Consider the following 24,034-nt stretch of genomic DNA (forward strand, 5'->3'; position numbering starts at 1 on the left):
ATTGCCATCGAGGATAAATAAAGGTTATGAAAAATAAAAGTCTTAGAAATTTAAAGGTTAATAATCAGGTGCTCTAACCCGAGCACCTGAATCATTACAGGAAGAATGGACTTGGCTGGAATAAGCGTTCGACGTCTGTAATAAACTTTTTATCGGTAAGGAACATAATAACGTGGTCCCCTTGTTCGATGCGTAAATTATCATTGGCGATCATGACATCGTTCCCGCGCACCACAGCCCCAATGATTGTGCCCGGGGGTAATTTGATTTCATCAATTGAACGACCCACAACGCGTGATGTGGTTTCATCACCGTGCGCCACGGCCTCAATGGCTTCAGCAACACCGCGGCGAAGCGAAGAAACGCCGACGATATCCGCTTTACGGACATGACTTAGCAGGGCTGAAATTGTCGCTTGCTGTGGCGAAATGGCGATATCAATGACGCTTCCCTGAACGAGGTCAACATAGGCGCGGCGCTGGATAAGTACCATCACCTTTTTTGCTCCCATTCGTTTGGCGAGCATCGCAGACATAATATTCGCTTCGTCGTCGTTGGTGACGGCAATAAACAGATCAACTTGATCGATATGCTCTTCGGCCAGCAATTCTTGATCGGACGCATCACCATAAAATACGATCGTATTCTGCAGCTTTTCAGCGAGTTCAGAAGCGCGCTGTTGATCGCGTTCGATCAACTTCACGCTATAGTCTTTTTCCAGTCGTCTCGCCAGACCTGCGCCAATATTCCCACCGCCGACCAGCATGATGCGTTTATAAGGCTTTTCAAGACGCTGAAGCTCGCTCATCACCGCACGGATATGCTGAGATGCGGCAATAAAGAAAACCTCATCACCGGCTTCAACAATCGTTGAGCCTTGCGGCCGTATAGGCCTGTCGTGGCGGAAAATGGCAGCGACGCGAGTATCGATATGTGGCATGTGCTCACGCATCGTAGACAAGGCATTACCAATGAGTGGCCCGCCGTAATAGGCTTTCACCACTGCCAGGCTTACTTTACCTTCCGCAAAATTCACTACCTGCAAAGCGCCCGGATATTCAATCAGGCGATAGATATTGTCGATAACGAGTTGTTCTGGCGCGATCAGGTGATCAATCGGTACCGCTTCAGAATTAAACAGTTTTTCTGCATCGCGAACATAGTCCGGAGAACGGATACGGGCAATTCTGTTCGGGGTGTTGAAAAGCGAGTAGGCAACCTGGCATGCCACCATATTGGTTTCATCAGAGCTGGTGACGGCAACCAGCATATCGGCATCGTCAGCGCCTGCCTCACGCAGAACGCGAGGATGTGAACCATGACCCTGCACGACGCGAAGGTCAAACTTGTCCTGCAAAACGCGCAGCCGATCGCCATTGGTATCAACAATCGTGATGTCATTGTTTTCGCCAACAAGATTTTCAGCTAACGTACCGCCAACCTGTCCTGCGCCCAGAATGATAATTTTCATATCTCGTGACCTGTTCTCTACATCACTCTTTGATTAGCTTAGCGTAAAAGAAACCATCGCCCTCTTCGGCGCCAGGGAGATTCTGCTGGCCAGGTCGTTCCGGCGTGCCTGTATCGCGTAATGTTGCATCAGGGGTACGCTTAAGGAAGGCCGCAATTTGCTGGCTGTTTTCTTCCGGAAGTACGGAGCAGGTTGCATAGACCAGCGTTCCACCTGGTTTAAGATGTGGCCAGATAGCATCGAGAATGTCGGATTGCAGTTGGGCCAGCTCTGTAATATCGCGATCGCGGCGTAGCCATTTGATGTCTGGATGACGACGAATCACGCCCGTCGCCGAGCAGGGAGCATCCAGTAAAATGCGATCAAACTGCGATTCGCCACACCATTCTGCAGGCTTACGTCCGTCGCCTTGCTTGACCTGAGCCTTCATTCCAAGACGCTTCAGGTTATCGTAGACGCGAGAAAGACGCTGTTCATCAACATCAACTGCCATTACGCTCGCCTGTGGAGCAACTTCCAGAATATGTGTCGTTTTACCACCAGGGGCTGCGCAGAGATCGAGGATCTGCTCACCATTTTGTGGCTCAAGCCAGGTCATACACCCCTGAGCTGAAGCATCCTGGACGGTGACCCAGCCATCTTCAAACCCGGGAAGCACGTGTACCGGTGCCGGAGAGGCTAAACGTACGGCATCCGGGTAGGCTTCATGTGTGAACCCATTCATTCCGGCTTCTTCCAGCATAGCCAGCCATGCATCCCGAGTATGGTGATTACGGTTGACGCGTAACCACATCGGCGGGCGCTGGTTATTGGCGTCAGCAATATCCTGCCACTGCTGTGGCCAGGCTTTTTTCAGGCGCTTCAACAGCCATTCCGGGTGCAGGAAACGTGCTTCGCTGTGGGAAAATTCAGCCAGAAGCTCTTCCTGCTGTCGCTGGAATTGACGTAGTACGCCGTTGATCAAACCCTTAAGTTGAGGGCGTTTAACCGCAACGGCACCTTCCACCGTTTCAGCCAGCGCGGCATGAGGAGGAATGCGTGTATGAAGTAGCTGGTAGAAGCCCACCATGATCAAATAATGAATGGTGCGTTGCTTGCCGGTCATAGGGCGTGACATCAGCTTACTAATTAACCACTCAAGCTGAGAAAGGGTGCGTAGAACGCCAAAGCACAGCTCCTGAAGCAGCGCTTTGTCTTTATCGGACACTTTCTGCTGCAGTGAGGGCAGGACATTACTGAGTGACTGTCCCTGTTCGACAACTTGCTCAACGGCCTGTGCCGCCATACTGCGTAGATTTTGTTTTTTCATAGCCGTAAAAATAAAAATGCCCGGAAACACCGGGCCTTAAAAATGAAGGAGGTCAGGCAAGACGGTTGCCAGGAATAAACCATTCGCGACGGGAATTTAACAAATCCTGAGCGCTCATTGCTTTCTTACCCGCAGGTTGCAGAGACTCAAGATTTAGAATGCCTTTCGCGGTTGCGACCTGAATACCTTGCTTGTTGACTTCAATAATCGTGCCGGGTTCTTCAGAGGTATCGCCATCAATAACCGAGGCTTTCCAGACTTTCACCGGCTGATCGTCAATCATCATCCAGCTCATTGGCCACGGATTAAAAGCGCGGATGCAGCGTTCAAGCTGAGCGGCAGACAGTGACCAGTCGAGCTGAGCTTCTTCTTTGCTGAGTTTCTCGGCATAGGTTACCAGCGCTTCGTCCTGAACTTCAGGTGTCGCCGTATTATCAGCAAGCTGTTGCAGCGTCTCAATAAGACCCTGCGGGCCCAAATCTGCCAGCTTGTCGTAAAGTGTGGCACTGGTATCTTCGTTAGTAATTGGACAGGCCAGCTTAAACAGCATGTCACCGGTGTCTAAACCTACGTCCATCTTCATGATGGTGACGCCAGTTTCAGCATCGCCAGCCCACAGAGAGCGTTGAATAGGTGCCGCCCCGCGCCAGCGTGGAAGAAGAGAACCATGCACGTTGACACAGCCCAGGCGTGGCATATCCAGCACGGCTTTTGGCAAGATTAAACCGTAAGCCACTACCACCATGACATCTGCGTTCAGGTCTGCCACTAACTGCTGATTTTCCTGAGGGCGCAAGGATGCGGGCTGGAAAATGGGTAATCCATGTTCTTCGCCCAGCACTTTAACCGGGCTCGGCATGAGCTTTTTCCCACGGCCAGCCGGACGGTCCGGTTGGGTAAAGACGCCAACAACCTTGTGACCAGAAGATAACAGCGCGTCGAGATGACGCGCTGCAAAATCAGGGGTACCCGCGAAGATAATACGTAGTGTTTTAGACACGTTGATCCTTGTATCCGGGGGGATCTTAGGCGCGAGAACGCAAGCGATCCAGTTTCTCTACTTTCTGACGAATACGCTGCTGCTTGAGTGGCGAGAGGTAATCGATAAACAGTTTACCGACCAGGTGATCCATCTCATGCTGAATACAAATAGCCAGCAGGTCGTCTGCTTCCAGCTCGAACGGATTACCGTCACGATCCAGAGCGCGAATCTTCACTTTTTCTGCACGCGGTACTAAAGCACGCTGTTCCGGAATGGAGAGGCAGCCTTCTTCAATACCTGTTTCACCGCTCTTTTCAAGCAGTTCCGGGTTGATCAGCACCAGGCGGCCATCGCGATTCTCAGAGACATCAATCACGATAATACGCTTGTGAATGTCTACCTGAGTCGCCGCCAGGCCAATACCTTCTTCGGCGTACATGGTATCGAACATATCATCGACGATACGCTGAATTTCTGCATTCACTTCTTTAACCGGTTCAGCGACGATGCGAAGGCGCTCGTCCGGAATATGTAACACTTGCAAAACTGCCATAAATTTCCAGAGTCGTGTTCAGGAGTTGATAAGAATACTACCTCTATTCTAGACAAATCCCTCATCGATTGACAGCATCAGTGACCAATCGCAATGATTGCGGAGGCTGCTTGTGGCAGGGGAAAGGATGACGTCGACAGAGATATGGTTACGGTTAATTCACATAGGTTCTCTATGTGGTGATGCAATGCTGGAAGTCGCATCACAGCTCAGTAAACAGACAACGATTGATGGCGTGACGCTTCGAGAAGCCGGATTGTCAGCAACGCAGGCTGGGCGATTTCTTGCTCTCAGTGAAGGTGAGCTTGAGCGTAGCCTGGTGTGGCTGGAACAGCCGGGGAACTATCTCTTAACTGCCGACCATCCCCTTTATCCTCCTTTGCTTCGCACTTTTCCTGATTATCCCGGGGCATTATTCGTGACGGGGAACCTTGAGGCCCTTAATGTCGTTCAACTTGCTGTTGTCGGAAGTCGCGCGCCCTCCTGGTATGGTGAGCGATGGGGAAGGATCCTGAGTGAACAGCTCTCACAATGCGGTTTCACGATTACCAGCGGCCTGGCCTGTGGCATTGACGGCGTGGCCCACAACGCTGCATTGTCAGTACAAGGCACAAGCGTGGCGGTGTTGGGTAATGGACTCTTTAGCATCTATCCCCGTCGCCATCAGACCCTGGCTAGGCGGCTTATTCATTCGGAGGGGGCCCTCGTGTCTGAATTCTCACTTTCTACGCCCCCCAGACCGGCTAATTTCCCTCGACGTAACAGAATTATTAGTGGGTTAAGTCAGGGCGTGCTGGTCGTTGAGGCTGCTTTGCGAAGCGGTTCGTTGGTTACGGCAAGATGTGCGCTTGAACAGGGACGAGAGGTCTTTGCTCTACCCGGTCCGATAGGAAATCCAGGATGTGAGGGGCCGCACTGGCTAATAAAGCAAGGCGCAACGCCTGTGACTTGCATAGAGGATATCCTGGAAAATTTACGGTATGGCTTGCACTGGTTAACAGATGAACCTAAAAAGCAACATTATTCGTCAGATCAGGAGAAGGTGGCATTGCCATTTCCCAAGCTCCTGGCTAACGTAGGAGATGAGGTAACACCTGTTGACGTTGTCGCTGAACGTGCCGGCCAACCTGTGCCAGTAACGGTAGCACAGCTACTTGAACTGGAGTTAGCAGGGTGGATCGCAGCTGTACCCGGCGGCTATGTCCGATTAAGGAGGGCATGCCATGTTCGACGTACTGATGTATTTGTTTGAGACTTACATCCACAACGAAGCAGAAATGCGCGTGGATCAGGACAAATTGACACGGGATCTTACCGAAGCAGGATTTGAGCGGGAAGATATTTACAATGCGTTGATGTGGTTGGATAAACTGGCTGATTATCAGGACGGCCTCGCCGAACCGATGCAGCTTGCTTCCGATCCCTTATCTGTACGCATTTACACCGCTGAAGAGTGTGAAAGGCTGGATGCCAGCTGCCGGGGATTCATCTTATTCCTTGAGCAGATTCAGGTGCTAAACCTCGAAACGCGAGAAATGGTGATAGAGCGCGTCATGGCGCTGGATACGGCAGAATTCGAACTGGAAGACCTCAAGTGGGTGATCCTGATGGTTCTGTTCAATATCCCAGGCTGTGAAAATGCCTATCAGCAAATGGAAGAATTACTCTTTGAAGTGAATGAAGGTATGCTGCACTAATTCAATGTGCGGGACCAAGAGTTGTTATGGCCAAATCAGCACTATTCACGGTGCATAAAAACGAGCCCTGCCCGCAGTGCGGGGCTGAGCTCGTCATTCGGTCCGGGAAACACGGCCCGTTTCTCGGTTGTTCACAGTATCCGGAATGTGATTATGTCCGTCCCCTGAAGAGCCAGGCGGATGGACATATCGTGAAAATTCTGGAGGGTCAGCATTGCCCACTCTGCGGTGGCGAACTAGCTCTGCGGCAGGGACGTTTCGGCATGTTTATTGGATGTAGCCGCTACCCCGAATGTGAGCATACGGAACAAATTGATAAGCCAGATGAAACGGCGATTGCGTGCCCTCAGTGTCAGCGCGGTCAGCTGGTACAACGCCGCTCCCGTTATGGTAAGAACTTCCATTCGTGCGATCGCTACCCTGAATGCCAGTTCGTTATCAATTTTAAACCGGTAGCGGGAACCTGCCCTCATTGCAATTATCCGCTACTTATAGAAAAGAAAACCGCGCAAGGCATGAAACGCTTCTGCGCCAGTAAACAATGTGGAAAGCCGGTTTCGGCGGATCAAAACAGTGAATAATAACCTGCCATCAGGCTCCATTGCCCATGCCGTGGACGTACTGAAAAATGAAGAAGTCATCGCCTATCCAACAGAAGCTGTTTTTGGGGTCGGTTGCGATCCTGACAGCGAGACCGCTGTGAGCCGATTGCTCACTCTAAAGCAAAGACCCGTCGAGAAAGGGCTAATTTTGATCGCTGCTAATTACGAGCAGCTTAAACCCTACATCGATGATTCCATGCTGACGCCGGCGCAGCGCGACAGTATCTTCTCCGCGTGGCCTGGACCGGTGACTTTCGTTTTCCCGGCGCAGCCGACAACGCCGCGCTGGTTAACCGGATGCTTTGATTCCCTCGCCGTTCGCGTAACTGACCATCCGCTGGTGGTTGAGCTTTGTCTGGCATTTGGTAAACCGCTGGTCTCAACCAGCGCCAACCTGACCGGATTGCCACCTTGCCGGACAACCGAAGAAGTACTGGCGCAGTTCGGGAATGACTTTCCTGTCGCGGTCGGTGAAACGGGAGGGCGCCTGAATCCGTCTGAAATTCGCGACGCTTTGACCGGCGAACGTTTTCGCCAGGGGTAATCTCATGGAAACCTATGCTGTTTTTGGTAACCCGATCGCTCACAGTAAATCGCCGTTGATCCATCAGCTGTTTGCTGAACAACTGCAGATAGATCATCCGTATGGTCGCGTGCTGGCCCCTGTTGATGCATTTGTGACGACGCTGAATGCTTTTTTCGAGGCGGGAGGTAAAGGTGCGAATGTAACAGTCCCCTTTAAGGAAGACGCTTTTGAACGCGCGGATGAATTGACCGAACGCGCGGCGCTTGCTGGTGCGGTAAATACGCTAAAACAGCTTGAGGATGGCCGACTTCTGGGTGACAACACCGATGGGATTGGTTTACTCAGCGATTTAGAAAGACTCTCATTTATTAAGCGTGGTTTCCGGATCCTGCTGATTGGCGCGGGCGGGGCATCACGGGGCGTGCTGCTTCCTCTTCTTTCAATGGATTGTGCGGTAACGATTACCAACCGAACATTCTCCCGTGCAGAAGAGCTGGCTGCGCTGTTCGCCCATACCGGTAGCGTCAGTGCCGTTGCGCTTGATGACCTTGCCGACCATGAGTTCGACCTTGTCATTAATGCGACCTCCAGCGGTATTGGCGGTGAAGTGCCCGCGATCCCTGCTTCGTTGGTAAGTGCCCACGTTTATTGCTACGACATGTTCTATCAGAAAGGCAAAACACCTTTTCTGACCTGGTGTGAACAACACGGCGCGAAGCATCTGGCTGATGGTCTGGGCATGCTGGTGGGCCAGGCAGCTCATGCAGTACTGCTCTGGCACGGTGTGTTGCCTGCAGTGGAACCCGTGATCGAAAAACTGAAACAGGAACTGATGGCGTGAATCAGGCGATCCACTTTCCTGACAGAGAAATCTGGGATGAAAATCAGCAAGCGGTTTGTTTCCCGGTGCTGGTGCACGGAATGCAGCTGACCTGTGCAATTACTGGGGAAACGCTACTGCGTCGTTTTGGCGGTTCAGACCCGTTAGCGGTATTTTGCGAAAATCGCTGGGATCTTGAAGAGGAAGCCAGCGATTTAATCCGCGATCAGCAGGAAGACGATCAAGGCTGGGTCTGGTTGTCTTGATCCAGATATTCATTCTTCCATTTGACGTAGTTATTTGCAGAGTATTTTAATCCTTCGATCTCCGCCTCTTTTAAGGGGCGGATCTGTTTTACCGGGCTGCCTAAATAGAGATAGCCGCTTTCCAGACGTTTGTTTTGCGGGACCAGGCTACCAGCTCCAATCATCACGTCATCTTCTACTGTTACGCCATCCAGTAAAATTGAACCCATACCAACAAGTACCCTGTTACCTATCGTGCAGCCGTGGAGCATCACTTTGTGGCCGACGGTAACGTCTTCCCCAACGATTAAAGGATTACCTTCCGGGTTATAAGAAGATTTATGCGTCACATGAAGAACGCTGCCGTCCTGAATGTTGGTGCGTGCGCCGATAGACACAAAGTTAACATCTCCCCGGATCGCAACCAGTGGCCAGATACTCACATCATCGGCGATTCGGACATCGCCAATCACGACGCTACTGACATCGATCATCACGCGATCGCCTTTCTGGGGGAACAGATCTTTATAAGGACGTAGTACTGCAGACATATCTACCTCGACTGATGGGCGCTATACAGAAGACTTTGATCATATTTTGGGATCGTGGCAAGGCAAAATACGTCAATATTTAAGCAGATCGGGCGGGATTTCAGCGAAAAGCGCGGAAAATCAGCAGTCGGAAAAAAAGATCTAAAAAACACTTGTGCTAAAACATGGGATCCCTATAATGCGCCTCCATCGACACGGAACATGTGAATCACTTCACAAACAACCGGGTCGGTTGAAGAGAACAAATCCTGAAATAACGGGTTGACTCTGAAAGAGGAAAGCGTAATATACGCCACCTCGCAACGGTGAGCGAAAGCCGCGTTGCACTGCTCTTTAACAATTTATCAGACAATCTGTGTGGGCACTCAAAGTGACATGGATTCTTAATGTCTTCGGACAATAAATGAATACCAAGTCTCTGAGTGAACATACGTAATTCATTACGAAGTTTAATTCACGAGCATCAAACTTAAATTGAAGAGTTTGATCATGGCTCAGATTGAACGCTGGCGGCAGGCCTAACACATGCAAGTCGAGCGGTAACACAGGGAGCTTGCTCTCGGGTGACGAGCGGCGGACGGGTGAGTAATGTCTGGGAAACTGCCTGATGGAGGGGGATAACTACTGGAAACGGTAGCTAATACCGCATAACGTCGCAAGACCAAAGAGGGGGACCTTCGGGCCTCTTGCCATCAGATGTGCCCAGATGGGATTAGCTAGTAGGTGGGGTAACGGCTCACCTAGGCGACGATCCCTAGCTGGTCTGAGAGGATGACCAGCCACACTGGAACTGAGACACGGTCCAGACTCCTACGGGAGGCAGCAGTGGGGAATATTGCACAATGGGCGCAAGCCTGATGCAGCCATGCCGCGTGTATGAAGAAGGCCTTCGGGTTGTAAAGTACTTTCAGCGGGGAGGAAGGTGTTGAGGTTAATAACCTCAGCAATTGACGTTACCCGCAGAAGAAGCACCGGCTAACTCCGTGCCAGCAGCCGCGGTAATACGGAGGGTGCAAGCGTTAATCGGAATTACTGGGCGTAAAGCGCACGCAGGCGGTCTGTCAAGTCGGATGTGAAATCCCCGGGCTCAACCTGGGAACTGCATTCGAAACTGGCAGGCTAGAGTCTTGTAGAGGGGGGTAGAATTCCAGGTGTAGCGGTGAAATGCGTAGAGATCTGGAGGAATACCGGTGGCGAAGGCGGCCCCCTGGACAAAGACTGACGCTCAGGTGCGAAAGCGTGGGGAGCAAACAGGATTAGATACCCTGGTAGTCCACGCCGTAAACGATGTCGACTTGGAGGTTGTGCCCTTGAGGCGTGGCTTCCGGAGCTAACGCGTTAAGTCGACCGCCTGGGGAGTACGGCCGCAAGGTTAAAACTCAAATGAATTGACGGGGGCCCGCACAAGCGGTGGAGCATGTGGTTTAATTCGATGCAACGCGAAGAACCTTACCTACTCTTGACATCCAGAGAACTTTCCAGAGATGGATTGGTGCCTTCGGGAACTCTGAGACAGGTGCTGCATGGCTGTCGTCAGCTCGTGTTGTGAAATGTTGGGTTAAGTCCCGCAACGAGCGCAACCCTTATCCTTTGTTGCCAGCGGTTCGGCCGGGAACTCAAAGGAGACTGCCAGTGATAAACTGGAGGAAGGTGGGGATGACGTCAAGTCATCATGGCCCTTACGAGTAGGGCTACACACGTGCTACAATGGCGCATACAAAGAGAAGCGACCTCGCGAGAGCAAGCGGACCTCATAAAGTGCGTCGTAGTCCGGATTGGAGTCTGCAACTCGACTCCATGAAGTCGGAATCGCTAGTAATCGTAGATCAGAATGCTACGGTGAATACGTTCCCGGGCCTTGTACACACCGCCCGTCACACCATGGGAGTGGGTTGCAAAAGAAGTAGGTAGCTTAACCTTCGGGAGGGCGCTTACCACTTTGTGATTCATGACTGGGGTGAAGTCGTAACAAGGTAACCGTAGGGGAACCTGCGGTTGGATCACCTCCTTACCTTAAAGAACCTGCCTTTGTAGTGTCCACACAGATTGTCTGATGAAAAGTAAATAGCAAGGCGTCTTGCGATTGAGACTTCACGTCCCCTTCGTCTAGAGGCCCAGGACACCGCCCTTTCACGGCGGTAACAGGGGTTCGAATCCCCTAGGGGACGCCACTTGCTGGTTCGTGAGTGAAAGTCACCTGCCTTAATATCTCAAAACTCATCTTCGGGTGACGTTTGAGATATTTGCTCTTTAAAAATCTGGATCAAGCTGAAAATTGAAACGACACACATGTTATGTGTGTTCGAGTCTCTCAAATTTTCGCAAGTCGATGATGAATCGAAAGAAACATCTTCGGGTTGTGAGGTTAAGCGACTAAGCGTACACGGTGGATGCCCTGGCAGTCAGAGGCGATGAAGGACGTGCTAATCTGCGAAAAGCGCCGGCGAGGTGATATGAACCTTTGACCCGGCGATGTCCGAATGGGGAAACCCAGTGTGTTCCGACACACTATCGTTAACTGAATACATAGGTTAACGAGGCGAACCGGGGGAACTGAAACATCTAAGTACCCCGAGGAAAAGAAATCAACCGAGATTCCCCCAGTAGCGGCGAGCGAACGGGGAGCAGCCCAGAGTCTGAATCAGCTTGTGTGTTAGTGGAAGCGTCTGGAAAGTCGCAGGGTACAGGGTGATACTCCCGTACACGAAAGCACACTTGCTGTGAACTCGAAGAGTAGGGCGGGACACGTGGTATCCTGTCTGAATATGGGGGGACCATCCTCCAAGGCTAAATACTCCTGACTGACCGATAGTGAACCAGTACCGTGAGGGAAAGGCGAAAAGAACCCCGGCGAGGGGAGTGAAAAAGAACCTGAAACCGTGTACGTACAAGCAGTGGGAGCCTACTTGTTAGGTGACTGCGTACCTTTTGTATAATGGGTCAGCGACTTATATTCTGTAGCAAGGTTAACCGTATAGGGGAGCCGAAGGGAAACCGAGTCTTAACTGGGCGTTAAGTTGCAGGGTATAGACCCGAAACCCGGTGATCTAGCCATGGGCAGGTTGAAGGTTGGGTAACACTAACTGGAGGACCGAACCGACTAATGTTGAAAAATTAGCGGATGACTTGTGGCTGGGGGTGAAAGGCCAATCAAACCGGGAGATAGCTGGTTCTCCCCGAAAGCTATTTAGGTAGCGCCTCGTGAACTCATCTTCGGGGGTAGAGCACTGTTTCGGCTAGGGGGCCATCCCGGCTTACCAACCCGATGCAAACTACGAATACCGAAGAATGTTATCACGGGAGACACACGGCGGGTGCTAACGTCCGTCGTGAAGAGGGAAACAACCCAGACCGCCAGCTAAGGTCCCAAAGTCATGGTTAAGTGGGAAACGATGTGGGAAGGCACAGACAGCCAGGATGTTGGCTTAGAAGCAGCCATCATTTAAAGAAAGCGTAATAGCTCACTGGTCGAGTCGGCCTGCGCGGAAGATGTAACGGGGCTAAACCATGCACCGAAGCTGCGGCAGCGACGCTTATGCGTTGTTGGGTAGGGGAGCGTTCTGTAAGCCGTTGAAGGTGGCCTGTGAGGGTTGCTGGAGGTATCAGAAGTGCGAATGCTGACATAAGTAACGATAATGCGGGTGAAAAGCCCGCACGCCGGAAGACCAAGGGTTCCTGTCCAACGTTAATCGGGGCAGGGTGAGTCGACCCCTAAGGCGAGGCCGAAAGGCGTAGTCGATGGGAAACAGGTTAATATTCCTGTACTTGGTGTTACTGCGAAGGGGGGACGGAGAAGGCTATGTTAGCCGGGCGACGGTTGTCCCGGTTTAAGCATGTAGGCGGAGGTTCCAGGTAAATCCGGTACCTTATTAACGCTGAGGTGTGATGACGAGGCACTACGGTGCTGAAGTAACAAATGCCCTGCTTCCAGGAAAAGCCTCTAAGCATCAGGTAACATCAAATCGTACCCCAAACCGACACAGGTGGTCAGGTAGAGAATACCAAGGCGCTTGAGAGAACTCGGGTGAAGGAACTAGGCAAAATGGTGCCGTAACTTCGGGAGAAGGCACGCTGATATGTAGGTGAAGCCCCTGCGGGTGGAGCTGAAATCAGTCGAAGATACCAGCTGGCTGCAACTGTTTATTAAAAACACAGCACTGTGCAAACACGAAAGTGGACGTATACGGTGTGACGCCTGCCCGGTGCCGGAAGGTTAATTGATGGGGTTAGCGGCAACGCGAAGCTCTTGATCGAAGCCCCGGTAAACGGCGGCCGTAACTATAACGGTCCTAAGGTAGCGAAATTCCTTGTCGGGTAAGTTCCGACCTGCACGAATGGCGTAATGATGGCCAGGCTGTCTCCACCCGAGACTCAGTGAAATTGAACTCGCTGTGAAGATGCAGTGTACCCGCGGCAAGACGGAAAGACCCCGTGAACCTTTACTATAGCTTGACACTGAACACTGGTCCTTGATGTGTAGGATAGGTGGGAGGCTTTGAAGCGTGGACGCCAGTCTGCGTGGAGCCGCCCTTGAAATACCACCCTTTAATGGCTGGTGTTCTAACGTAGACCCGTAATCCGGGTTGCGGACAGTGTCTGGTGGGTAGTTTGACTGGGGCGGTCTCCTCCCAAAGAGTAACGGAGGAGCACGAAGGTTAGCTAATCCTGGTCGGACATCAGGAGGTTAGTGCAATGGCATAAGCTAGCTTGACTGCGAGAGTGACGGCTCGAGCAGGTGCGAAAGCAGGTCATAGTGATCCGGTGGTTCTGAATGGAAGGGCCATCGCTCAACGGATAAAAGGTACTCCGGGGATAACAGGCTGATACCGCCCAAGAGTTCATATCGACGGCGGTGTTTGGCACCTCGATGTCGGCTCATCACATCCTGGGGCTGAAGTAGGTCCCAAGGGTATGGCTGTTCGCCATTTAAAGTGGTACGCGAGCTGGGTTTAGAACGTCGTGAGACAGTTCGGTCCCTATCTGCCGTGGGCGCTGGAGAATTGAGGGGGGCTGCTCCTAGTACGAGAGGACCGGAGTGGACGCATCACTGGTGTTCGGGTTGTCATGCCAATGGCATTGCCCGGTAGCTAAATGCGGAAGAGATAAGTGCTGAAAGCATCTAAGCACGAAACTTGCCCCGAGATGAGTTCTCCCTGACTCCTTGAGAGTCCTGAAGGAACGTTGAAGACTACGACGTTGATAGGTCGGGTGTGTAAGCGCAGCGATGCGTTGAGCTAACCGATACTAATGAACCGTGAGGCTTAACCTTACAACGCCGAAGCTGTTTCGGCGAAGAGACAGACACGATATTTTCAGCCTGATACAGATTTAACAGAATTTGCCTGGCGGCTTTAGCGCGGTGGTCCCACCTGACCCCATGCCGAACTCAGAAGTGAAACGCCGTAGCGCCGATGGTAGTGTGGGGTCTCCCCATGTGAGAGTAGGGAACTGCCAGGCATCAAATTTAGCGTGCTGATATGGCTCAGTTGGTAGAGCGCACCCTTGGTAAGGGTGAGGTCCCCAGTTCGACTCTGGGTATCAGCACCACTTTATACTTAGGTTAAAGTTCGGCAAGAAGTAAAAGAATTTGTCTGGCGGCTTTAGCGCGGTGGTCCCACCTGACCCCATGCCGAACTCAGAAGTGAAACGCCGTAGCGCCGATGGTAGTGTGGGGTCTCCCCATGTGAGAGTAGGGAACTGCCAGACATCAAATAAGTGAGAAGGCCATCCGAAAGGATGGCCTTTTTGCGTTTCTACGCTACACAAACTGTAGGCCGGGTAAGGCGAAGCCGCCACCCGGCATAACAAAGGATTAATGAATCACCTGCGATAAAAATGCCCGCGTGCGTTCTGACTTCGGATGCGCAAAGAACTCATCCGGTGGTGCCTGTTCGACAATCTCTCCACGATCCATAAAGATCACCCTGTCAGCGACAGTTCTGGCAAACCCCATCTCATGCGTCACGCACAGCATCGTCATCCCGGATTGCGCCAGCCCAATCATGGTATCCAGCACCTCTTTCACCATTTCTGGATCCAGCGCTGATGTCGGCTCATCAAACAACATTATCTTAGGTTTCATGCACAGGGAACGGGCGATGGCCACACGCTGCTGCTGACCGCCGGATATCTGCCCAGGGAATTTATTGGCATGTTCAGCAATGCGCACCCGCTCCAGATAATGCATTGCCAACGCTTCGGCCTCTTTTTTCGGCATCTTTTGAACCCAAATGGGGGCCAGCGTGCAGTTTTGCAGAACGGTCAGATGCGGGAACAGATTGAAGTGCTGGAACACCATCCCCACTTCCTGTCGTACACGGTCGATATTGCGAATATCTTCATTCAATTCGATACCATCAACCACAATACGCCCCTGCTGATGTTCTTCAAGATGGTTAATACAGCGAATAGTTGTGGATTTCCCTGAACCGGAAGGACCACAAAGTACGATACGTTCGCCCTGCTTCACCTTGAGATTGATATCCTTCAGGACATGAAATTGTCCGTACCATTTATTGACGTTTTCCAGCGTAATCATCGCGTCGGCAGGTGTCATAGTAATCTGGCTCATAATTTCCTCAGTGCGGTGTACGCCCGGTGTTAAAGCGCTTTTCCAGATGCTGGCTATAGCGCGACATGCTAAAACAGAAGATCCAGTAGATCAGGGCAGCGAAGACATATCCCTCGGTGGACATACCCAGCCAGACAGGGTCAACGGTAGCCTGCTGCACGCTGCTAAAGAGATCGAACAATCCGATGATGATCACCAGGCTGGTATCTTTGAAGAGGGCAATGATCGTGTTGACCAGACCCGGAATGACCAGCTTGAGTGCTTGCGGGAGAATGACCAGACCCTGCGTTTTCCAGTAACCGAGTGCCAAAGATTCAGCGGCTTCGTACTGGCCTTTAGGCAATGCCTGCAGACCACCACGCACAACCTCAGCAACGTAGGCTGACTGAAACAGAATCACCCCGACCAGGGCGCGGATCAGTTTGTCTATCGTTGTGCCTTCTGCCATAAACAGCGGCAGCATGACCGACGACATAAACAGAACGGTGATAAGCGGTACGCCACGCCAGAACTCTATGAAAATAACGGAGAGGACGCGTACGACCGGCATTTTTGAACGCCTTCCCAGAGCCAGTAAAATCCCCCACGGCAGAGCGCCAGCGATCCCCACAGAAGCAATAATGAGCGTCAGCGTCAGTCCGCCCCACTGACGGGTTTCAACACGCTCCAGCCCCAGAAAACCGCCATACAACAACACCCAAACAATAATCGGATAAACAACAGCCCAGCTCGCAATGTATCGGCCACGGTGAGGAAGCTTTTTCCAGAACATTACGGCGATGGAGAGCAGACCGATAACCAGCGCCAGATTAATCCGCCAGCGCTGTTCATGTGGGTACAATCCATACATGAACTGACCAAAACGTTCGTGGATAAAGACCCAGCATGCACCCGCTTTCGTACAATCCGCGCGCGTGGAGCCCACCCAGTTCGCCTGCAGGAAAGCCCAGTTAAGCAGCGGCGGGATCAGTTCCCAGATTAACCACAGGCACACAATCGTCAGCAGGCTGTTACTCCAGCTGGAGAACAGGTTCTTACGTGCCCAGATAATGAAGCGCCCACCTGTTGTGCTGGCAGGACGCGAGGAGTGCGACAATATCGCTTTTGTCATCATGGATCCTTAGCGCTCAACCAGTGCTATACGGCGGTTATAAAGGTTCATCAACAATGAAATCATCAGACTGATGATCAGATAAACAGACATGGTAATGGCAATAGTTTCAATCGCTTGCCCGGTCTGGTTAAGCACGGTCCCAGCGAACAGTGACACCATATCGGGGTAGCCGATGGCTGCGGCCAGTGATGAGTTTTTGACAATATTGAGATACTGGCTGGTCAGTGGCGGGATGATGACCCGTAAAGCCTGCGGAATAATGACCTGGCGAAGCGTCACGGTATTTGGCAAGCCCAGCGAGCGCGCCGCCTCGTGCTGTCCGTAAGGGACAGCCTGGATCCCGGAGCGGATGATTTCCGCAATAAATGAGGAGGTATAAATCGAGAGCGCCAGCGTCAGCGCGGCCAGTTCCGGAATTAACACCATCCCACCCTGGAAGTTAAATCCACGTAGATGCGGAATATCCCAGTGCAAGGCTGCGCCAAATAGCCAGTGGGCGACTGACGGCAGGCCAACAATCAGTGCGGCGCCAACCGGCCATGTTTTACGCAACTGTCCGGTTTTGATCTGATGCTTACGGTTATAGCGGAACACGCCGACAGAAATCGCGAGTGCAATAATTATTGCGATGATGAAGGCATAAAGCCCTTCAGCGACCTGCGGAGAGGGTATGTATAACCCACGGTTGCTCAGAAAAAGAAGATCGAAAGCATCCACGGCCTGGCGAGGACCCGGAAGGTTACGCAGGACAGCGAAATACCAGAAGAAAATCTGCAGCAATGGCGGGATATTACGAAAGGTTTCGATATAAATGGTCGACAGTTTCCGCAGCAGCCAGTTTTCAGAAAGTCGGGCCAGACCAAGGAAAAAGCCGAGTACGGAAGCGAACACAATACAGAGCGCTGACACCAGCAGCGTATTCAGCAGACCTACGATGAATACGCGTCCATACGTATCGCTTTCCTGATAATCAACAAGATGCTGAACGATGCCAAAACCCGCGCTGCGATCCAGAAAGGCAAAACCCGAGGTGATGCCTCGGTTATTCAGGTTGGTAACGGTGTTGTGGATTAAATAAATGGCGATAACCACAACCACGACAACAGCAATAATCTGGAAAAGCCAGGCGCGGACCGCGGGATGAGAAAAGGACAGCGATCCTTTTACGGCTAAGCGGCGATGGGACATAAAAAACCTCGGTAACCATGACTCTGGACTGGGCACTGCGCTTGCAGTGCCCGTTACAGCAAAGACTTAACGTACAGGCGGTGCGTACTGAATACCGCCGTTATTCCAGAGATTGTTCTGGCCGCGTTTGATCTTCAGCGGGCTTTCCGAACCCACGTTGCGCTCAAAGATCTCGGCATAGTTACCGACCTGTTTAATGATGTTATAAGCCCACTTGTTATCCAGCTTCAGGTCCTTGCCGAAATCACCCTCTTTGCCCAGAAGATGTGCCATATCCGGCGTGGACGGATTAGCGGTTTTCTCATCGACGTTTTTCGAGCTGATGCCCATCTCTTCGGCATTCAGCATGGCAAACAATGTCCAGCGAACGATGGAGAACCAGTCCTCATCGCCGCGGCGAACGACGGGGCCAAGAGGCTCTTTGGAGATCACTTCAGGCAGGACAATCCACTCGGCAGGGTTGCTCAATTTGATGCGTAATGCGTAGAGCTGTGACTGGTCAGACGCCAGGGTATCGCAACGGCCTGACTCCAGCGCCTTAGCCGACTCATCGGAGCGATCAAAGGTGACTGGGGTGTACTTCATTTTATTGGATTTGAAGTAGTCCGCGACGTTAAGCTCTGTGTCAGTACCCGCCTGGATGCACACGGTCGCACCATCCAGCTCTTTAGCGCTTTTCAGACCGGCTTTATTGTGAGTAAGGAAGCCGATGCCGTCGTAATAGGTGACGCCGGTAAATGACATTCCCATTCCCGCGTCGCGCGAGGAGGTCCAGGTCGTATTGCGGGAGAGCATATCAACTTCACCAGACTGTAGCGCAGTGAAACGTTCCTTCGCCGTCAGTGGAGTATATTTTACTTTGCTGTCATCACCGAAAACCGCTGCGGCAACGCCACGGCAGACATCAACGTCAATACCGGTAAACTTGCCGTTCGCGTCGGCATAGGAAAAGCCTGGCAAACCGTCACTGATACCACATTGTACAAAACCTTTCTTTTTAACGGCATCCAGCGTCGTGCCCGCCAGCGCCTGTCCGGCTACAGCAAACAACACGCTCGCGGCGGCCAGGCTGGCTATCATCGTCTTTTTCATAATGGATCCTGTGTGGCGAAATTTATCGTTATAGAGGCGTTTTAAAACGCTTTTACCTGTCTGTGGCTTTGGCCAACGTTTATAAAGCAAACGTAATGCCAGGTTTTGCGCTCGATTAAATAAAGACAAGTGAACGCATAATGCTGAGTGTAGACAGGCTTAAATAAATCGAATGCCCCGAAACGGTGCGAAATTCCAACCTGCGCCACAAATTAGAGCAAAAGTTGGTTGAAGGATAAGGTTAAAGCCAGAGGTAGTTTCTGCCGTGAATATTGGCAGGGTATTAAATGGATTTAATATGTGAATATCATCACGATGGAATTGGTAATTCGTCAAGATAAGCAATAAAGATGTGACGTAAATCTTATAAAAAATACCAGGCGTGAATAAAAGAGGGCTCTTTTTTTACTTATATGAAATTAGTGCACTATTTAAAAGCAAAAGCGCGGACAGAGCCGCGCTTTCAGGAATGAGTCATGCCCCAGTGGTTATTTGGTCAGAGCCACGATACCCAGCGTCAGACCCGCTATTGCGGCAGCACCGCCAGCGATAGCACCGGCTGTTTCCCAGTTATCTTGGGTGGTGCCTTTCATGCAGGTGTTGGTATGAACCAGTCGGCCTTGATCGTCGTATACCGGTACACATGGAGAATCGTGCGCGCAACCAGCAAGCAGCGCAGCGAGAAGTGCAACGGAAATGAATCTTTTCATGATGTTACCTCAGTGTTTTCTCACATTCGCCATAAAGCCAAAACGGCAATTAACGAATTAGTGGCTATTTTACCACCGGTAGAAGTTCGCGTTGCAGGGGGAATAATCTCAAATTATGTGAATTGTAAAAATCATGGAGAAAAATGAGCGGCAAAAAGAATTAATGGAGAAAATATGAAGCTGAAGAAATTTAAAACTGTTGTTTACCTTAAATAAAAAGGCACCAGAGGTGCCTTTTAGTAATGGGTTATTCTTTATGGCTTGTGAATCGCCGACGGACAACCACGAAGAATACGGGTACGAAGAAGATAGCCAAAAGCGTTGCGGATAGCATTCCCCCCATAACGCCCGTACCGACGGCGTTTTGCGCGCCGCTCCCGGCACCGGTGCTTATTACCAACGGCATGACGCCCAGAATAAAGGCCAGCGAAGTCATCAGGATAGGACGAAGGCGCATCCGGGACGCTTCCAGCGTCGCTTCAATTATCCCTTTGCCCTCCTTCTCCATTAGGTCTTTGGCAAACTCTACAATCAGGATGGCATTTTTGGCCGATAATCCAATTGTTGTCAGAAGGCCGACCTGGAAATAGACGTCATTGTTCAGTCCTCGCAATGATGCTGCGAGAAGCGCGCCTATCACCCCCAATGGCACAACCAGCATGACGGAGAATGGAATAGACCAACTCTCATACAGCGCAGCCAGGCATAAGAACACCACTATCAGTGAGATAGCATACAACGCTGGTGCCTGGTTGCCTGAAAGTCGTTCCTGATATGACATACCTGTCCAGTCGTAGCCGATTCCAGAAGGCAGTTTTGAGGCGAGGCTTTCCATCATGACCATTGCTTCACCGGTACTTTTGCCCGGTGCGGATTCACCGAGGATCTCCATTGATGGCATGCCGTTGTAGCGTTCAAGGCGAGGAGAACCATACACCCAGTGGGCGTTGCTAAAGGCCGAGAACGGTACCATTTCACCATTTGCGCTACGTACGTAAAGGTTGTTGATGTCTCCCGGCAACATGCGGAAGCGGGCATCGGCCTGAACGTACACTTTTTTCACGCGGCCATGATCGATAAAGTCATTTACGTAAGTGCCCCCTAATGCCGTCGAGATCGTCTGGTTGACATCAGAGAGGCTGATGCCCAAGGCCTGTGCTTTCTCCTGATCGACATCCAGTTTGAACTGAGGAGTATCTTCCAGACCGTTAGGACGCACTCGAACCAGCAGGTCGGGATGCTCCTTTACCATGCCGAGCAGTTTGTTACGCGCCTGAGTTAACTGAGTATGTCCCAGGTTGGCCTGATCGATCAGTTCGAAATCGAACCCCGTTGCAGTCCCTAACTCGATAATTGCGGGCAGGTTAAAGGGAAATACGAGGCCATCTTTGATCTGGCTGAATGCTTTCGTCGCGCGACCTACAATGGCTTCAACGCTATTCTTCTCACCCGGGCGTTCTTCCCAGGGTTTCAGGCTGACGAAGGCGATACCGGAGTTTTGCCCCTGGCCGCTAAAGCTAAAACCATTAACGGTAAAGACGGACTCAACATTCGCTTTCTCTTTGGTCAGGTAGTAATCCTGAACCTGGTCGAGGACCTGCTGAGTACGCGTCTGGGTTGCACCTGCCGGGAGTTGAACCATCGTCATAAATACCCCCTGATCCTCTTCGGGCAGGAAGGAGGTAGGTAAGCGCAGGAAAAGTACCGCCATCCCACCGACAATAATGACGTACACCACCAGATAGCGCCCTGTCTTACGCAAAATACCACTCACGCTGTTGCTGTAGTGCTCCACGCTTTTATCAAAGAGCGCATTAAACCAGCCGAAGAAACCACCTTTTTTCTCATGATGGTCGCCGGATACGGGCTTAAGCAACGTTGCACAAAGGGCGGGCGTCAGGATTAGCGCAACCAGTACGGACAAGGCCATAGCGGAAACGATAGTCAGCGAGAACTGGCGATAGATTGCCCCCGTCGAGCCGCCAAAAAAGGCCATCGGAATAAAGACCGCCGAGAGCACCATGGCGATCCCCACCAGTGCGCCCTGGATCTGCTCCATCGACTTCTGCGTGGCCTCTTTCGGCGGCAGCTTGTCCTCAACCATGACACGTTCAACGTTCTCAACAACCACAATCGCATCATCGACCAACAGGCCTATCGCCAGCACCATGCCGAACATCGTCAAGGTATTGATGGAGAAACCAAACGCCGCCAGAACCGCGAAGGTACCCAGCAGAACGACCGGCACCGCGATAGTCGGGATGAGCGTCGCACGCAGGTTTTGCAGGAACAGGTACATGACCAGGAAGACGAGAATGATCGCTTCAAACAGAGTCTTCACCACTTCGTGGATGGAGATTTTCACGAACGGCGTGGTGTCATAGGGATAGACAACCTTCAATCCTTGCGGGAAGAATTGCTGCAGCTGCGCCAGCTTACTCTTAATTGCTGCCGCCGTATCCAGCGCGTTTGCTCCGGTTGCCAGCTTGATCCCGAGACCCGTAGCCGCCTGCCCGTTGATCTTGGTGACCATGTTGTAGTTTTCGCCGCCCAGCTCAGTGCGAGCCACATCCTTCAGGTGCACCATGGAGCCGTCCTGGTTTACCTTCAGCGTCACGCGGCCAAACTCTTCCGGCGATTTTAGGCGGGTTTGCGCGATGATAGAGGCGTTCAATTGCTGGCCCGGAACAGATGGCGTTCCACCTAGCTGACCGGCCGCAATCTGGTCATTCTGCGTTTTCAGCTGATTGATAATATCCAGAGGCGTCAGCTGGTATTTATTCATCGCATTGCTGTCAAGCCAAATACGCATCGCATATTGCGCACCGAACAGCTGCACGTCACCAACACCCGTTGTGCGACTAATCGCATCTTTCACATTCGACGCGACGTAGTCAGAGATATCATCCTGTGTCAGGTTTTTATTGTCCGATACAAAGCCCGCAACCAGCAGGAAGCTACTGCTGGATTTTTCAACGCCAATCCCTTGCTGCTGTACTTCTTGTGGCAGCAGCGGCATGGCGAGCTGAAGTTTGTTTTGAACCTGAACCTGCGCGATGTCCGGATTTGTACCCGACTCGAATGTCAGAGTGATGGTGACGTTACCCGCAGAATCGCTGGTGGACGACATATACATCAGATTATCGATGCCGTTCATGTTCTGCTCGATAACCTGCGTCACGGTATCCTGCACCGTCTGGGCGTCAGCGCCAGGGTAGGTTGCTGTGATGGCAACAGCAGGAGGGGCGATGGTCGGATACTGCGCAACGGGCAGTTTCAGAATAGCCAGCCCGCCCGCAATCATCAAAATAATAGCGAGTACCCAGGCGAAAACCGGCCTTTGAATAAAGAAATTAGCCATGTCGTTGTCCTTAACTGGCTGGCGTGGCAGCGGTGTCAGGTGTCGCCACGACGGTGACGCCAGGACGGACTTTTTGCAGGCCGCTGACAATCACGCGGTCGCCATTTTTCAGCCCTTCCGTCACCAGCCAGCGGTCGCCAATCGCCTGAGGTGCAACGACGGTCCGCGATTCAACCTGGTTTTTATCGTTAACCACCATCACCGTTGCGTCACCGCGCGGTGTACGGGTCACGCCCTGCTGCGGAACCAAAATGGCATCCGGCTGTGTGCCTTCATCAATGCGCGCGCGAACAAACATTCCGGGTAAGAGTTGATGCTGAGGATTTGGGAAAATCGCGCGCAGGGTAATTGAGCCGGTGCTTTCGTCGACCGTCACATCGGAGAACTGCAGCGTACCCTTCTGCGGGTATGGCTGACCGTTTTCCATCAACAGCTCAACGGTGCTGGTGGCGTCCCCTTTTTCCAGGCTGGTCTGTTTCAGGCGCATAAAATCATTGCTGGACTGAGTCACATCGACGTAGATGGGATCAAGCTGCTGTACCGTTGCCAGGGCGGTAGCCTGCCCGTTAGTGACGAGAGCCCCTTCGGTGACGCTGGATTTGCCGATACGTCCGTTGATGGGTGATGTCACTTTGGTATAGGCAAGATTGATGCGCGCGCTTTCAACACCGGCCTTCGCGGCAACGACGCTGGCATCGGCCTGTTGCGCCGTCGCCACTGCCTGATCGTATTCCTGCTTGCTGACATACTGGGTGCCGACCAGCGGGACATAGCGTTTCACCGTCAGATGCGCAATATTCGCTGCCGCCTGCGCTTTCGCCAGTTCGCCTTTCGCACTGTCATAGGCCGCCTGATACGTTGCAGGATCGATTTGATAAAGGGAGTCGCCTGCCTTCACATCACTGCCTTCTGTGAAGTTACGGCGCAGAATGATGCCGCTAACCTGAGGACGAACCTCCGCAACGCGATACGCATCTGTCCTGCCAGGAAGTTCCGTTGTGACTGCCAGTGGAGCGCTTTTGACAATGTGTACACTCACCTGAGGGGCTTGTGGATGTTGTTGCTGGTTTTCCTGCCCATCGCATCCGGTGAGCAGTGCGGCGCAGACAATAAAACCGGCTAAGGGTAAGAGTCTGAAATGATTCGTCATTACTGTTCCTTTAACTACCCATTAACCGATATTTGCCGTAAATCGGTGACAGGGGCAGGGTACAAATACAAAAATGTAGCTGCATATAATAA

At 51.9% G+C, this 24,034-nt stretch carries 18 protein-coding genes, 2 tRNA genes and 4 rRNA genes; 12 read left to right on the forward strand and 12 right to left on the reverse strand.

Translation table 11 applies throughout. The features are described 5' to 3' along the window. Window positions 1–94 precede the first annotated feature (94 nt). The 4 genes from trkA to def are packed head-to-tail and all read right to left on the reverse strand — an operon-like array spanning window position 95 to window position 4,315. The gene (gene trkA / locus EXW94_RS10080; RefSeq protein ID WP_089600737.1) at window positions 95–1,471 is read right to left on the reverse strand and encodes a Trk system potassium transporter TrkA; all 1,377 of its coding nucleotides are present in this window, start codon (window positions 1,469–1,471) and stop codon (window positions 95–97) included. A gap of 22 nt (window positions 1,472–1,493) precedes the next feature. Continuing rightward, window positions 1,494–2,780, reverse strand: coding sequence for a 16S rRNA (cytosine(967)-C(5))-methyltransferase RsmB (rsmB, locus tag EXW94_RS10085; RefSeq protein ID WP_174340041.1), 1,287 nt, complete (start codon window positions 2,778–2,780; stop codon window positions 1,494–1,496). Between the two features lie 52 nt (window positions 2,781–2,832). After that, complete coding sequence (gene fmt, locus EXW94_RS10090) at window positions 2,833–3,780, reverse strand: methionyl-tRNA formyltransferase (RefSeq protein ID WP_174340042.1); 948 nt, start codon at window positions 3,778–3,780, stop codon at window positions 2,833–2,835. Between the two features lie 25 nt (window positions 3,781–3,805). Further along, window positions 3,806–4,315 (reverse strand): peptide deformylase, encoded by a 510-nt coding sequence (gene def, locus EXW94_RS10095; protein ID WP_008503479.1) that lies wholly within the window; start codon window positions 4,313–4,315, stop codon window positions 3,806–3,808. Between the two features lie 127 nt (window positions 4,316–4,442). Between def and dprA the strand changes: the two genes are divergently transcribed. The 6 genes from dprA to EXW94_RS10125 are packed head-to-tail and all read left to right on the forward strand — an operon-like array spanning window position 4,443 to window position 8,226. Beyond that, the gene (dprA, locus tag EXW94_RS10100; protein WP_174340043.1) at window positions 4,443–5,567 is read left to right on the forward strand and encodes a DNA-protecting protein DprA; all 1,125 of its coding nucleotides are present in this window, start codon (window positions 4,443–4,445) and stop codon (window positions 5,565–5,567) included. Next, window positions 5,539–6,012, forward strand: a complete 474-nt coding sequence (smg, locus tag EXW94_RS10105; protein ID WP_042717081.1) for a DUF494 family protein Smg — start codon at window positions 5,539–5,541, stop codon at window positions 6,010–6,012. Before dprA ends, smg begins: the two co-directional genes overlap by 29 nt. A 26-nt stretch (window positions 6,013–6,038) precedes the next feature. Next, window positions 6,039–6,593, forward strand: a complete 555-nt coding sequence (locus tag EXW94_RS10110; protein WP_042717082.1) for a type I DNA topoisomerase — start codon at window positions 6,039–6,041, stop codon at window positions 6,591–6,593. Next, the gene (gene tsaC / locus EXW94_RS10115; RefSeq protein ID WP_174340044.1) at window positions 6,586–7,158 is read left to right on the forward strand and encodes an L-threonylcarbamoyladenylate synthase type 1 TsaC; all 573 of its coding nucleotides are present in this window, start codon (window positions 6,586–6,588) and stop codon (window positions 7,156–7,158) included. Before EXW94_RS10110 ends, tsaC begins: the two co-directional genes overlap by 8 nt. Window positions 7,159–7,162: 4 nt before the next feature. Continuing rightward, window positions 7,163–7,981: a shikimate dehydrogenase gene (gene aroE / locus EXW94_RS10120; RefSeq protein WP_174340045.1), complete on the forward strand. Its 819-nt coding sequence runs from the start codon at window positions 7,163–7,165 to the stop codon at window positions 7,979–7,981. Next, on the forward strand, window positions 7,978–8,226 hold the full coding sequence (locus EXW94_RS10125) for a DUF1488 domain-containing protein (protein WP_100167609.1): 249 nt from the start codon (window positions 7,978–7,980) through the stop codon (window positions 8,224–8,226). The genes aroE and EXW94_RS10125 overlap by 4 nt, the downstream gene beginning before the upstream one ends. On the opposite strand, the gene EXW94_RS10130 is transcribed toward EXW94_RS10125, so the two are convergent. After that, window positions 8,202–8,756: a gamma carbonic anhydrase family protein gene (locus EXW94_RS10130; RefSeq protein ID WP_174340046.1), complete on the reverse strand. Its 555-nt coding sequence runs from the start codon at window positions 8,754–8,756 to the stop codon at window positions 8,202–8,204. The genes EXW94_RS10125 and EXW94_RS10130 overlap by 25 nt on opposite strands. Window positions 8,757–9,227: 471 nt before the next feature. Here EXW94_RS10130 and EXW94_RS10135 point away from each other — a divergent pair. The 6 genes from EXW94_RS10135 to rrf (EXW94_RS10160) all read left to right on the forward strand — a co-directional run bounded on the left by EXW94_RS10135 (window position 9,228) and on the right by rrf (EXW94_RS10160) (window position 14,462). Beyond that, window positions 9,228–10,767, forward strand: a 16S ribosomal RNA gene (locus tag EXW94_RS10135). A gap of 84 nt (window positions 10,768–10,851) precedes the next feature. Further along, window positions 10,852–10,927 (forward strand) — tRNA-Glu (locus EXW94_RS10140). 192 nt (window positions 10,928–11,119) lie between these two features. Then, window positions 11,120–14,025, forward strand: a 23S ribosomal RNA gene (locus EXW94_RS10145). 72 nt (window positions 14,026–14,097) lie between these two features. Beyond that, window positions 14,098–14,213, forward strand: a 5S ribosomal RNA gene (gene rrf, locus EXW94_RS10150). Window positions 14,214–14,227: 14 nt separating this feature from the next. Then, window positions 14,228–14,303: transfer RNA gene (locus EXW94_RS10155), tRNA-Thr, on the forward strand. Window positions 14,304–14,346: 43 nt separating this feature from the next. After that, window positions 14,347–14,462 (forward strand): 5S ribosomal RNA (rrf, locus tag EXW94_RS10160). Together the 16S, 23S and 5S rRNA genes with 2 tRNA genes alongside form the textbook arrangement of a ribosomal RNA operon. Before the next feature lie 106 nt (window positions 14,463–14,568). Here the strand turns inward: rrf (EXW94_RS10160) and EXW94_RS10165 are convergent. The 7 genes from EXW94_RS10165 to EXW94_RS10195 form a co-directional block, all read right to left on the reverse strand. Continuing rightward, on the reverse strand, window positions 14,569–15,327 hold the full coding sequence (locus tag EXW94_RS10165; protein WP_010436211.1) for an amino acid ABC transporter ATP-binding protein: 759 nt from the start codon (window positions 15,325–15,327) through the stop codon (window positions 14,569–14,571). Window positions 15,328–15,334: 7 nt separating this feature from the next. Next, complete coding sequence (locus tag EXW94_RS10170) at window positions 15,335–16,438, reverse strand: amino acid ABC transporter permease (protein WP_010436209.1); 1,104 nt, start codon at window positions 16,436–16,438, stop codon at window positions 15,335–15,337. A 9-nt stretch (window positions 16,439–16,447) separates the two neighbouring features. Continuing rightward, complete coding sequence (locus EXW94_RS10175) at window positions 16,448–17,629, reverse strand: amino acid ABC transporter permease (RefSeq protein ID WP_174340047.1); 1,182 nt, start codon at window positions 17,627–17,629, stop codon at window positions 16,448–16,450. Between the two features lie 66 nt (window positions 17,630–17,695). Continuing rightward, window positions 17,696–18,721, reverse strand: a complete 1,026-nt coding sequence (locus tag EXW94_RS10180) for an amino acid ABC transporter substrate-binding protein (RefSeq protein WP_174340048.1) — start codon at window positions 18,719–18,721, stop codon at window positions 17,696–17,698. A gap of 488 nt (window positions 18,722–19,209) precedes the next feature. Further along, window positions 19,210–19,431, reverse strand: coding sequence for a lipoprotein (locus EXW94_RS10185; protein ID WP_006178893.1), 222 nt, complete (start codon window positions 19,429–19,431; stop codon window positions 19,210–19,212). 247 nt (window positions 19,432–19,678) lie between these two features. Then, window positions 19,679–22,792 (reverse strand): efflux RND transporter permease subunit, encoded by a 3,114-nt coding sequence (locus EXW94_RS10190; protein WP_174340049.1) that lies wholly within the window; start codon window positions 22,790–22,792, stop codon window positions 19,679–19,681. Between the two features lie 10 nt (window positions 22,793–22,802). Beyond that, complete coding sequence (locus EXW94_RS10195; protein WP_089598434.1) at window positions 22,803–23,942, reverse strand: efflux RND transporter periplasmic adaptor subunit; 1,140 nt, start codon at window positions 23,940–23,942, stop codon at window positions 22,803–22,805. Window positions 23,943–24,034 lie beyond the last annotated feature (92 nt).

The organism is Enterobacter sp. JMULE2, assembly GCF_013337145.1.
Classification (GTDB): Bacteria; Pseudomonadota; Gammaproteobacteria; order Enterobacterales; family Enterobacteriaceae; genus Enterobacter; species Enterobacter mori.

Bases quoted from the DNA above. Each gene is read 5' to 3' on its own strand.
- trkA (WP_089600737.1), bottom strand. From the start codon at position 1,471: ATGAAAATTATCATTCTGGGCGCAGGACAGGTTGGCGGTACGTTAGCT.
- rsmB (WP_174340041.1), bottom strand. From the start codon at position 2,780: ATGAAAAAACAAAATCTACGCAGTATGGCGGCACAGGCCGTTGAGCAA.
- def (WP_008503479.1), bottom strand. From the start codon at position 4,315: ATGGCAGTTTTGCAAGTGTTACATATTCCGGACGAGCGCCTTCGCATC.
- dprA (WP_174340043.1), top strand. From the start codon at position 4,443: ATGACGTCGACAGAGATATGGTTACGGTTAATTCACATAGGTTCTCTA.
- smg (WP_042717081.1), top strand. From the start codon at position 5,539: ATGTTCGACGTACTGATGTATTTGTTTGAGACTTACATCCACAACGAA.
- EXW94_RS10110 (WP_042717082.1), top strand. From the start codon at position 6,039: ATGGCCAAATCAGCACTATTCACGGTGCATAAAAACGAGCCCTGCCCG.
- aroE (WP_174340045.1), top strand. From the start codon at position 7,163: ATGGAAACCTATGCTGTTTTTGGTAACCCGATCGCTCACAGTAAATCG.
- EXW94_RS10130 (WP_174340046.1), bottom strand. From the start codon at position 8,756: ATGTCTGCAGTACTACGTCCTTATAAAGATCTGTTCCCCCAGAAAGGC.
- EXW94_RS10165 (WP_010436211.1), bottom strand. From the start codon at position 15,327: ATGAGCCAGATTACTATGACACCTGCCGACGCGATGATTACGCTGGAA.
- EXW94_RS10170 (WP_010436209.1), bottom strand. From the start codon at position 16,438: ATGACAAAAGCGATATTGTCGCACTCCTCGCGTCCTGCCAGCACAACA.
- EXW94_RS10175 (WP_174340047.1), bottom strand. From the start codon at position 17,629: ATGTCCCATCGCCGCTTAGCCGTAAAAGGATCGCTGTCCTTTTCTCAT.
- EXW94_RS10180 (WP_174340048.1), bottom strand. From the start codon at position 18,721: ATGAAAAAGACGATGATAGCCAGCCTGGCCGCCGCGAGCGTGTTGTTT.
- EXW94_RS10185 (WP_006178893.1), bottom strand. From the start codon at position 19,431: ATGAAAAGATTCATTTCCGTTGCACTTCTCGCTGCGCTGCTTGCTGGT.
- EXW94_RS10190 (WP_174340049.1), bottom strand. From the start codon at position 22,792: ATGGCTAATTTCTTTATTCAAAGGCCGGTTTTCGCCTGGGTACTCGCT.
- EXW94_RS10195 (WP_089598434.1), bottom strand. From the start codon at position 23,942: ATGACGAATCATTTCAGACTCTTACCCTTAGCCGGTTTTATTGTCTGC.